The organism is Microbacterium testaceum (assembly GCF_003075375.1).
Classification (GTDB): Bacteria; Actinomycetota; Actinomycetes; order Actinomycetales; family Microbacteriaceae; genus Microbacterium; species Microbacterium testaceum_E.
Genome location: NZ_QDFT01000015.1, coordinates 59,466 through 70,174, shown reverse-complemented (window position 1 = coordinate 70,174; position 10,709 = coordinate 59,466). Strand labels below are relative to the sequence as shown.

8 protein-coding genes and 1 pseudogene are annotated in these 10,709 nt (G+C 73.7%); 2 read left to right on the top strand and 7 right to left on the bottom strand.

Features of this window, described 5'->3' with window-relative positions:
- Positions 1-32 precede the first annotated feature (32 nt).
- The 4 genes from DC432_RS08070 to DC432_RS08055 are packed head-to-tail and all read right to left on the bottom strand — an operon-like array spanning position 33 to position 5,468.
- Positions 33-500 (bottom strand): MaoC family dehydratase, encoded by a 468-nt coding sequence (locus tag DC432_RS08070; protein ID WP_116537414.1) that lies wholly within the window; start codon positions 498-500, stop codon positions 33-35.
- A complete protein-coding gene (locus DC432_RS08065; RefSeq protein WP_116537413.1) occupies positions 497-1,672 on the bottom strand; it encodes an acyl-CoA dehydrogenase family protein in 1,176 nt (391 codons plus the stop codon). Before DC432_RS08065 ends, DC432_RS08070 begins: the two co-directional genes overlap by 4 nt.
- Positions 1,669-3,828, bottom strand: a complete 2,160-nt coding sequence (locus DC432_RS08060; protein ID WP_243393072.1) for an acetyl/propionyl/methylcrotonyl-CoA carboxylase subunit alpha — start codon at positions 3,826-3,828, stop codon at positions 1,669-1,671. Before DC432_RS08060 ends, DC432_RS08065 begins: the two co-directional genes overlap by 4 nt.
- 5 nt (positions 3,829-3,833) lie before the next feature.
- Positions 3,834-5,468, bottom strand: coding sequence for a carboxyl transferase domain-containing protein (locus DC432_RS08055; protein WP_116537412.1), 1,635 nt, complete (start codon positions 5,466-5,468; stop codon positions 3,834-3,836).
- A 352-nt stretch (positions 5,469-5,820) separates the two neighbouring features.
- On the opposite strand from DC432_RS08055, the pseudogene DC432_RS08050 reads away from it, so the two are divergent.
- Positions 5,821-6,093: pseudogene (locus DC432_RS08050) on the top strand (TetR/AcrR family transcriptional regulator); the annotation flags it as partial.
- Between the two features lie 243 nt (positions 6,094-6,336).
- Positions 6,337-6,675, top strand: coding sequence for a hypothetical protein (locus DC432_RS16775; RefSeq protein ID WP_333485419.1), 339 nt, complete (start codon positions 6,337-6,339; stop codon positions 6,673-6,675).
- Between the two features lie 294 nt (positions 6,676-6,969).
- Here the strand turns inward: DC432_RS16775 and DC432_RS08045 are convergent, their stop codons facing one another.
- From DC432_RS08045 to pdhA, 3 genes are read right to left on the bottom strand one after another with little or no spacing between them, the layout of a single operon-like run.
- Positions 6,970-8,475: a dihydrolipoamide acetyltransferase family protein gene (locus DC432_RS08045; RefSeq protein ID WP_116537411.1), complete on the bottom strand. Its 1,506-nt coding sequence runs from the start codon at positions 8,473-8,475 to the stop codon at positions 6,970-6,972.
- Positions 8,472-9,479: an alpha-ketoacid dehydrogenase subunit beta gene (locus DC432_RS08040; RefSeq protein ID WP_116537410.1), complete on the bottom strand. Its 1,008-nt coding sequence runs from the start codon at positions 9,477-9,479 to the stop codon at positions 8,472-8,474. The genes DC432_RS08045 and DC432_RS08040 overlap by 4 nt, the downstream gene beginning before the upstream one ends.
- On the bottom strand, positions 9,476-10,630 hold the full coding sequence (pdhA, locus tag DC432_RS08035; RefSeq protein ID WP_243393071.1) for a pyruvate dehydrogenase (acetyl-transferring) E1 component subunit alpha: 1,155 nt from the start codon (positions 10,628-10,630) through the stop codon (positions 9,476-9,478). The genes DC432_RS08040 and pdhA overlap by 4 nt, the downstream gene beginning before the upstream one ends.
- Between the last annotated feature and the right edge of the window lie 79 nt (positions 10,631-10,709).

Genomic DNA, 10,709 nt, shown 5'->3' with positions numbered 1-10,709 from the left:
GTGTTSATGCAGCGCGGGACCCAGGTCGAACGTCACGAGACGCCCTCCCGCGACCACATCAACACCGTGCGCGTCGCCGTCGCCACGACCTCGTCGTTCTGCGAGAGTCCGGTGTGGGCCATGACGACGACCCCCTGACCGGGACGGGATGCCGAGGGCCGCACCGACACGATCTCGGTCTCGGCGACGAGGGTGTCGCCGACGAACATCGGCGCGGGAAAACTCACGTCCGTCAGCCCCAGCTGCGCGACGAGCGTGCCCTGGGTGAGCTGCGCGACCGACAGGCCCACGAGGGTCGACAGCGTCCACATCGAATTCACCAGCGGGCGGCCGAAGGGCTGCGTCGCGGAGTACGCGGCATCCAGGTGCAGGGCCTGCGGGTTCATCGTCAGCGTCGTGAAGAGCACGTTGTCGGCGTCGGTCACCGTGCGACCGGGCCGGTGGGCGTATCTCTCGCCGACGACGAACTCCTCCAGGTACAGGCCCCGCTGCTCGATCATGCGGCCACGGTACCGGTGAGTCCCAGCGCGCGCGAGATCACCATGAGCTGCACCTCGGTGGTCCCCTCGCCGATCTCGAGGATCTTCGAGTCGCGGTAGTGGCGGGCGACGGGGTACTCGTTGATGAACCCGTTGCCGCCGAACACCTGCGTGGCGTCGCGGGCGTTGGCCATCGCGGCGTCGCTCGCGGTCATCTTGGCGACCGCGGCATCCACCGAGAACGGCTTGCCGGCGTCGCACAGGCGCGCGGCGTGCACCCACGCGAGGCGGGCGGTGTGCACGCGGGCGTGCATGCGCGCGAGCAGGAACTGCATGTTCTGGCGCGTCGACAGGCGCTCGCCGAAGACCGTGCGGCTGCGGGCGTAGTCGACCGCGGCTTCGAGGCAGCCCTCGGCGGCACCGGTGGCGAGGGCGGCGATCGCGACGCGCCCCTCGTCGAGCGTGCGCAGGAAGTTCTTGAAGCCGTGACCGCGCTCGCCGAGCAGGTTCGCCTCGGGCACCCGCACGCCGTCGAAGGTGAGCGGGTGGGTGTCGCTGGCGTTCCAGCCGACCTTGTCGTAGGCGGGGCCCACGGTGAATCCGGGGGTGCCGTTGGGCACGATGATCGTCGAGATCTCGGGGCGGTCGCCCGTGCGACCGGTGACCGCGGTGACGGTCACGAAGCGGGTGATGGCCGTGCCCGAGTTGGTGATGAACTGCTTGGTCCCGTCGATCACCCACTCGCCGTCCTCGAGCCGCGCGGTGGTGCGCGTGGCGCCCGCGTCGCTCCCGGCCTCGGCCTCGGTCAGCCCGAACCCGGCGAGCGCGCGACCGGCGACGAGGTCGGGCAGGTACTCGGCCTTCTGCGCCTCGGTGCCGTAGCGGTAGATCGGCATGGCGCCCAGGCCCACCCCCGCTTCGAGGGTGATGGCCATGGACTGGTCGACCCGCGCGACGCCCTCGATCGCGACGCACAGGCTGGCGTAGTCGCCGCCCTGTCCGCCGACCTCTTCGGGGAACGGCAGGCCGAACAGCCCCAGGTCGCCCATCTGCGCGACGAGGTCGAGCGGGAGTTCGTGGGAGCGGTCGGCCTCGTAGGAGCGCGGGGCGATCACCTCGTCGGCGAACTCGCGCACCATGGCGCTCAGTTCGCGTTCGTCGTCGGTGAAGGCCTGCTGGCTGTCGATGCTCACGGGTGCGTCTCCTTGTGGGATGAGGGAGGGAGGGATGCCGGGGTGCCGGCGGGTTCGTGGGGTTCGGGCGCGGGAGCGGGGGCCGGCACGGGGGCGGCGCCGCGCGCATCCTCCGCGATGCGCACATCCTCAGTCGAACGCGCCGTATCCGCGACGGAGGTTGTGCACATCGCGGAGTCTGTGCGCGCGGGATGAGCGGGCGTCGTGGACACGGCCGGGACGGGCGCCGGCTCGGAGACCGCGGGCGCGACCGTCGCGACGACCGCATCGCGCGCGACCCGGGCACCCGCCACGGTGCGCAGCCGGACGATCCCGGCGTGCGGGGCGACGATCGTGTGCTCCATCTTCATGGCCTCGATCGTGACGATGCGGGCGCCGGCCTCGACGGAGGCGCCGTCGGTGACGTGCACGGCGACGACGGTTCCGGGCAGGGGTGCGAGCAGGTCGGGATCGAGGGCACCCGGCTCGCTGTGCGCCGCGGCCCGGCGCCGGGCGGACGCGTCCCGTCGCGACAGCACCCGCAGGCGGTGGGCCCCGCCCTCCGCGTGCACCCAGAACTCGTCGGGACCGCCGACGACCGTGGCATCGCTCGCGCCCGGGGCCGTGTCGTGCACGCGTCCGGCGTCGTCCTCGACGAAGACCGTGCGGCGGGGCGCTGCGCCCCCCGCGCGCCACGCCCCGACGCGACCCCAGACCGAGCGGTCGTCGGGGCGCCACGCCCCGACGCGACCCCAGACCGAGCGGTCGTCGGGGGCGTCGGCATCCACGATGCGATTCGCGACCCCGGCGAGGGCCGCCGCGGGCACCTCGGGCGCGGCGGGGGTCCCCCGCCGGTCGAGCAGTCCGGTGTCGAGGTCGCCGGCCCGGACCGCCGGGTCGGCGAGCAGCGCGCGCAGGTCGGCGATGTTCGTGTCGACGCCGAGCACGACGGTGCCGGCGAGCGCGGCGTCCAGGCGGGCGAGGGCGGTCGCACGGTCGGGGCCGTGCGCGATGACCTTGGCGATCATGGGGTCGTAGGCGGCGCTGATGACGCTGCCCGTCTCGACGGCGCTGTCGATGCGGGCGTCGCCCGGCTGCCAGAGGGTGACGGTCCCGGTGGCGGGAAGGTAGCCGCGGGCGGGCGTCTCGGCGTACACGCGCGCCTCGATCGCGTGCCCCTCGATCGGGGTGGGACCGAGCTCGAGCGCGAAGCCGGCGGCCACGCGCAGCTGCTGCTCGACGAGGTCGACCCCCGTGACGAGTTCGGTGACCGGGTGCTCGACCTGCAGGCGCGTGTTCATCTCGATGAAGAACGGCTCGTCGACGCGATCGCCGGCGACGAGGAACTCGACGGTTCCGGCGCCGAGGTAGCCGACGCTGCGCGCCGCGGCGACGGCGGCCTCGCCGAGGAGGGCCCGGGTCGTGGCATCCACCACGGGCGACGGTGCCTCTTCGATCACCTTCTGGTGCCGCCGCTGCAGGGTGCACTCGCGCTCGCCGAGCGAGACGGTCGTCCCGTGGGCGTCGGCGAGCACCTGCACCTCGATGTGCCGGGGCCGTTCGAGCAGGCGCTCGAGCAGCAGGGTGTCGTCGCCGAAGGCCGCCCGCGCGACGCGTCGGGCGGTGGCGAGGGCATCGGCGAGATCGGCGGGCCCGGTGGCGACCGTCATCCCCTTGCCGCCCCCGCCGGCCGACGGCTTGACGAGCAGGGGGTAACCGGCGCGCTCGGCCTCGGTCGCGATCTGCGCGTCGGTCAGGCCCGCCGCCGAGAATCCGGGCACGGTGGGCACGTCGTGCGCGGCGACGTGCTCTTTCGCGCGGATCTTGTCGCCCATCACCTCGAGCGCGTCGACGCCGGGCCCGACGAACACGACGTCCGCGTCGGCGCACGCCCGGGCGAAGCCGGCGTTCTCGCTGAGGAATCCGTATCCCGGGTGCACGGCCTCGGCGCCCGTCGACACCGCCGCCGAGACGACGGCGTCGATGTCGAGGTACGACGGGATGCGCACGGACCGGTCGGCCTCGCGCACGTGGGGCGCGTCGGCATCCACGTCGGTGTAGACGGCGACGGAACGGATGCCGAGACGGCGCAGGGTGCGGAACACGCGACGCGCGATCTCGCCCCGGTTGGCGACGAGCACCGACGAGAACAGGCGGGGCGGGTGGGTGACGGTCACGGCGCTCACATCCGGAAGAGGCCGAAGCCCCGGTCGGCGAGCGGCACCCGGCTGACGACGTCGAGCGCGAGTCCCAGCATCGTGCGGGTGTCGACGGGGTCGATCACGCCGTCGTCCCACAGGCGGGCGGTGGCGTAGAAGGGGTCGCCCTGCTCTTCGTACCGGGCGCGGATGGGCTCCTCGAACGCCCGTTGCTCGGCATCCGTCCACTCCTCGCCCCGCGCGGCGCGCTGATCGCGCGTGACGGTGGAGAGGACGGATGCCGCCTGCGCCCCGCCCATGACCGAGATGCGACTCGCGGGCCAGGTCCACAGGAACCGCGGGTCGTACGCCCGGCCGCACATGGCGTAGTTGCCGGCTCCGTACGATCCCCCCACGAGGACGGTGAGCTTCGGCACGCGCGTGGTGGCGACGGCGGTGACCATCTTGGCGCCGTCCTTGGCGATGCCGCCGGCCTCGGCATCCCGGCCCACCATGAACCCCGTGATGTTCTGCAGGAAGAGCAGGGGGATGCCGCGCTGATCGGCCAGCTCGATGAAGTGCGCGGCCTTGAGCGCGGACTCGCTGAAGAGCACCCCGTCGTTCGCGATGACGCCGACGGGGTGGCCGTGGATGCGCGCGAAGGTCGTGATCACGCTCTCGCCGTAGAGCGCTTTGAACTCGTGCAGAGAGTCGGCGTCGACCAGGGTGTCGAGGACGGCGCGCATGTCGACCGGTCGGGTGACGTCGACGGGGACGAGGTCGTACAGGTCGGCGGGGTCGCGGACGGGGTCTTTCGCCGGTTCGACCGCCCAGACGGGGGCCGGGGTGGGCGGCAGGGTGCGGACGATGTCGCGGAGGATCTCGAGGGCGTGCTCGTCGTCGTCGGCGAGGTGGTCGACGACTCCGGAGCGGCGGGCGTGCAGGTCGCCGCCGCCGAGCTGTTCGGCCGTGACGTCTTCGCCGATCGCGGCCTTGACCAGCGGCGGTCCGCCGAGGAACACGGTGCCCTGATCCCGCACGATCACGCTCTCGTCGCTCATCGCCGGGACGTACGCCCCTCCGGCGGTGCAGGAGCCCATGACCGCGGCGATCTGCGGGATGCCACGAGCCGACAGCTGCGCCTGGTTGCGGAAGATCCGGCCGAAGTGGTCGCGATCGGGGAACACCTCGTCCTGCATCGGCAGGAACGCCCCACCGGAGTCGACGAGATAGATGCACGGCAGGCGGTTCTCCAGCGCGATCTCCTGCGCGCGCAGGTGCTTCTTGACGGTGAGGGGGAAATACGCTCCGCCCTTCACCGTGGCGTCGTTGGCGACGACCATGACGTGGCGACCGTGCACGAGCCCGATGCCCGCGACGACGCCGGCGCCCGGGGCCTGGCCGTCGTACAGACCGTGCGCGGCGAGCGGGGCGACCTCGAGGAACGGGCTGCCTTCGTCGAGCAGACGATCGATGCGGTCGCGGGCGAGCAGCTTGCCGCGGGCGGTGTGGCGGGCGCGGGCGGCGTCCGAACCGCCGCGAGCGGTGCGGGCGAGCGTCTCGCGCAGGGCGGCGGCGAGGGCGGCCTGGGTGGGCGCGGATCCGGCGGGGGCGCTGCCCGAGGATCGCGGGCGCTCTGGCGCGGCCGGGATGGGTTCGGTGACCGGTGCTGTGCTCATGGCGGCTCCGTCTCGGGGCCGCATCGTCGACGGCACCGTCGTGTCCCTCGGGATCGTTCCGTCGGGGGAGGATTTCAGTTAATGTTGGCTAACTGGAATGCCAGATTAGTCCGAGCGGATGCCGATGACAAGAGCGAGCGAGCGGCCCGACGCGGGCGCGGGTCCACGCCCGGAGCGCGAGCGGCCCGACCCGGCGCGCGGGACCCCGGACCCGGCGGCCGAGCGGCCCGACCCGGCGCGCGAGACCCCGGGCCCGGCGGCCGAGCGGCCCGGCACCGCCACGGGCCCGGACCCGACGCGCGGGCGGCCCGATGCGGGCGCGGCCCCGGCTCGCACACGCAGCGACGTCCCCATCGCCGCGACCGGCGTCGTCGCGGCGGGAACGGCACGCGACCGCGCCAAGGCGGAGCGTCGCCGCGCCCTTCTCGCCGCGGCCGCCCGCCTGTTCGCCGAGCGGGGTTTCGACGGCGTCACCCTCGAAGAGATCGGCGCCGCGGCGGGCGTGAGCGGACCCGCCGTCTACCGCCACGTCGCGGGCAAGCAGGCACTGCTCGGCGCCATCCTCGTGGACGTGAGCGAACGGCTGCTGCGGGGTGGCCGCGAGGTCGCAGCCCCGCTCGCAACGCCTGGCCCCACCGCGCCGAGCACAACGGCGGGCCGCCGTGCACCGGTCCCAACGCCGGGCCCCACCGCGCCGTGCACAACGGCGGACGCCCTCGCCGACACGCCGCCCTCGGCCGCCGCTGAGCGGCGTGTCGCTGAATCCCTCCGCAGCCGTGCACACCCGGCATCCGCGGATCCGGCAGCGTGGCACCCGGGAACCCTGGATCCGGCAGCGGGGCACTTGGCATCCCCGGATCCGGCGCACGTGTACCCGGCGTCGGGACTGCTGCGGCAGCTCGTCGACTTCCACGTCGCGTTCGCGCTCGCCGAAGCCGACGTCATCCGCGTGCAGGACCGCGACCTCGATCGCCTCTCGGCCGCCGACCGCCGCACGGTCCGCACCCTGCAGAACGCGTACGTCGAGGTCTGGACCGCCGCCCTCGCGGGCGCGGATCCGGATGCCGAGACCCCCGCGGAACGGCGCGTGCGGGCCCTCGCGTGCTTCGGGTTGATCAACTCGACACCGCACAGTGTGCGCGGCGTCCCGGCCTCGCGCGTGCGGCCGACGCTGACCCGCATGGCCCTCGCGGCGCTGCGGGCCTGACGTCCCCGTCTCACCTCGGGCGTCCTCCGAGCACGTTGCCTGCGCGTCAACCCGGCCTCCCGCCGCGTTGCGCCCACCCCGGTCCCGGCCCACCCCCGTCACGACGCCCTCCCGCCCCCGCCGCCGCCGACGTCCCATTACCCCCGCCCCCACTCTCAGCCGCTCGAGTGTCCAGAACACCCGGACGCCCCCGATGTCCCGTCCGGGTGTCGTGGACACTCGACGCGCGGGAGGTGCCGAGGGCGACCACTCCCCCGGCACCCGGCCCGCCGCGCGATGGCGACGGGGACCCGCTCAGCGCAGCAGCATCGCCCTTCCGGGCTCGCGCAGCACGCCGGCGACGTCCGTCAAAAACCGCGCCGCCTCGGCCCCGTCGACCAGGCGGTGGTCGAACGAGAGGCTGAGGGTCAGCACGTCGCGCAGGGCGATCTCGCCGTGGTGCTCCCACGGGGTGCGGCGCAGGGCGCCGACGGCGAGGATCCCGGCTTCTCCCGGGTTGAGGATCGGGGTCCCGGTATCCACACCGAAGACACCGACGTTGGTGATCGAGAACGTCCCCCCGGTCATGGCGGCCGGGGCCGTTCGGCCGGCGCGCGCGGTGGCGGCCAGCTCGGCGATCGCGTCGGCGAGGTCGACCAGGTCGAGGCGGTCGGCGTCGGCGATCACGGGGACGACCAGGCCGCGGTCGGTCGCGGCGGCGATGCCGAGGCCGACGTAGTGGTGCTCGACGATCTCGCCGTTCGCCTCGTCCCACTTCGCGTTGAGCGCGGGCGTACGACCCAGGGCGAGGCACACCGCCTTCGCGACGATCGCGAGCAGTCCGATGCGATGCCCGTCGAGGGCCCGGTCGGTCTTGAGCGAGGCCAGCAGCTCGGTCGTCGCGGTCACGTCGAGAGTGAGGAACGTCGTCGCGTGCGGTGCGGTGAAGGCGCTCTGCACCATCGCCGCGGCCGTGTGCTTGCGCACGCCGCGGATCGGCGTCCGCGTGACGCGCGGGTCGGGAGCGGCCGGGGGGACCGTCGACGCCGGAGGGGCGGGAAGAGCAGCGGATGCCGGGACCCCGCCCGACGCGGGAGTGCGGGCGGCGAACTCCTCGACGTGCGCGCGGGTCACCGTCTCGCCCGGGTGGGCGGCGGCGACGAGCACGAGGTCGACGCCGAGGTCCTTGGCGAGCTTGCGCACGGGAGGCGTGGACCGCGGGCGCTCCACCGGCAGGTCGATCGGGCCCGTGCGCACGATGTCGTGCGGCGCAGCCTTGCGCATCGCGGTGTCGACGTCGAGGGCGAGGGGCCCGGATCCGCCGCGGGCGCGGCGTCGGGGCCGGGCGCCGGTCGACGGCGCCGCACCGTAGCCGACGAGGTTGGGGGTCGCGCCGGAGGACTCGGCGGTCGTCCCCGCCGCCGTCGTCTGGAGGTCGCCGGCGACACGCGGGTCACCCGCCGCGACCGCGGGCGTCTCGGCCGCCGGCTCCGCAGGACGGCCCGCCGCCGACGCGGAGCTCGCAGAACCGCGCGCCGCCGTGCCGGCCCCCGTGCCCGCCGCCGGGCCCCCGGCATCCGCCCCCTCCACCGCGAACGACACCAGCGGCGACCCGACCGCCACGACATCTCCCGCCGCGGCGTGCAGGCCCTGCACGGTGCCCGCGTAGGGCGAGGGGATCTCGACGATCGCCTTGGCCGTCTCGACCTCGGCGATCGTCTGGTTGAGCGTGACGTCGTCGCCCTCGGCGACCAGCCACTGCACGATCTCGGCCTCGGGAAGACCTTCGCCCAGGTCGGGCAGGCGGAACTCGGCGATCACGACAGCACCTCCGTACCCGCTCCGCGCTCGAGGACGCGGTCCACGGCGTGCAGGATGCGGTCCAGGTCGGGGACGTGGTGCTTCTCGAGCTTCGACGGCGGATACGGGATGTCGTGCCCGGTCACGCGTTGCGGCGGCGTCTCGAGGTGGTGGAAGCACTGCTCGGTAATACTCGCCACCAACTCCGCCCCCACCCCCGCCTCGCGCGCGGCCTCGTGGGTGACGACGACGCGTCCGGTCTTGCGCACCGAGGCGGCGACGGTGTTCATGTCCAGCGGCGACAGCGAGCGCAGGTCGATCACCTCGAGCGAGATGCCCTCGTCCTCCGCGGCGAGCGCGGCGTCCATCGCGGTGCGCACCTGGGCGCCGTAGGTGACGATCGTGGCGTCGGTGCCCTCTCGGGCCACGCGGGCGAGGTGCATCGGCGGGGCGTCGGCCAGGTCGGCATCCAGGTCGACCTCGCCCTTGGAGTGGTACAGCCTCTTCGGCTCGAAGAAGATGACGGGATCATCGGATGCCACGGCCTGCCGCAGCATCACGTACGCGTCCTGCGGGTTCGAGGCGGCGACCACGCGCAGGCCCGCCGTGTGCACGAAGTAGGCCTCGGGCGATTCGGAGTGGTGCTCGGCGGCTCCCACGCCGCCGGCCCAGGGGATGCGGATGACCATCGGCATCCGGATCCGTCCGTTGCTGCGGTAGTGCAGTTTGGCGACCTGGCAGACGATCTGATCGAACGCGGGGTAGACGAACCCGTCGAACTGGATCTCGACGACCGGGCGGTAACCGCGCAGGGCGAGACCGACCGCGGTGCCGACGATCCCGGCCTCGGCGAGGGGACTGTCGATCACGCGCTGGGCGCCGAAACGCTGCTGCAGACCGTCGGTGACGCGGAAGACGCCGCCGAGCTTGCCGATGTCCTCCCCCATGAGCAGGACCTTGTCGTCATCCTGCAGGGTGCGGGCGAGGGCGGCGTTGAGGGCCGATCCCAGGGTGAGCGTGCTCATCGGTCGCCCTCCTGCTCGAAGCCGGCGAGGTAGTCGAGGTAGTCGGCCTTCTGCTGCGCGAGCGCGGCGTGGGGCTCGGCGTAGACGTGGTCGAACATCGTCCCGGGGTCGCGGGTGGTGGCCCCGATGCACGCGGCGCGCACCTCGGCCGCGAGCGTGTCGGCCGCGCGGGCGACCTCGTCGAGTCCCGAGTCGTCGAGCACGCCCTCGGCGCGCAGGTACGCCTCGAGGCGGGCGATGGGGTCGCGGCGCGTCCACGCCTCGACCTCGTCGGCGTCTCGGTAGCGCGTGGGGTCGTCGCTCGTGGTGTGCGGGCCCATGCGGTAGGTCACCGCCTCGATGAACGACGGTCCTTCTCCGCGTCGGGCGCGGTCCAGGGCCCAGCGCATCGCGGCGACGCAGGCGAGGGCGTCGTTGCCGTCGATGCGCATGCTCGGGATGCCGAACCCCGGCGCCCGACCCGCGATGGGGTACTTCGCCTGCACGGTGACGGGCTCGCTGATCGCCCACTGGTTGTTCGAGCAGACGAACACCACGGGGGCGCGGAACGACGAGGCGAACACCATCGCCTCGTTGACGTCGCCCTGACTGGTGGCGCCGTCGCCGTAGTAGGCGACCGCGACGTCGGTCGAGCCGTCGCGCTGGGCGCCCATGGCCCACCCGGTGGCGTGCAGGGACTGCGCCCCGATGATGATCTGGGGTGGTGCGGCGTTGATGGTGGTGTGGTCGTACGCGGAGTGCTCCTCGCCGCGCCAGGCGAGGACGTAGTCGGCCGGTTTCGCCCCGCGACCGAGCAGCACGCCGTGCTCGCGGTAGCTGGGGAAGACGAAGTCGCCCGGGGCGAGGGCGTGGGCGGTGCCGACCTGGACGGCCTCCTGTCCGCGGCACGGCGCCCAGAGGGCGAGCTGTCCCTGGCGCTGCAGGGCGACGCCCTCGGCGTCCACGCGACGGGTGAGGACCATGTCGCGGTGCAGCGCGCGCAGCTCGTGCGGCGACAGGTCGGCGATGAACGGATCGAGCTCGGTGTCCGGCAGGCGCGTGCCGTCGACGTCGAGCAGGCGGACGACGTCGTCCACGTCGCCGCGGGTGCCGGCGGGTCCGCGGTCGGCGGTCCCCTGCTCCGGCGTGGTCTGGGTGTACGTCATCGTCATCCCTCCAGGTGCGGCCGGGGCTCCTCGTGAGAGCCCGGGCGGTCCGGGTGCCGGCAACGGCGCCGACGTGGCCGACCGT

Excerpts from the sequence above, each read along its gene's own strand:
- DC432_RS08070 (WP_116537414.1), bottom strand. The coding sequence starts at position 500 with ATGATCGAGCAGCGGGGCCTGTACCTGGAGGAGTTCGTCGTCGGCGAG.
- DC432_RS08055 (WP_116537412.1), bottom strand. The coding sequence starts at position 5,468 with ATGAGCACAGCACCGGTCACCGAACCCATCCCGGCCGCGCCAGAGCGC.
- pdhA (WP_243393071.1), bottom strand. The coding sequence starts at position 10,630 with ATGACGATGACGTACACCCAGACCACGCCGGAGCAGGGGACCGCCGAC.
- DC432_RS08040 (WP_116537410.1), bottom strand. The coding sequence starts at position 9,479 with ATGAGCACGCTCACCCTGGGATCGGCCCTCAACGCCGCCCTCGCCCGC.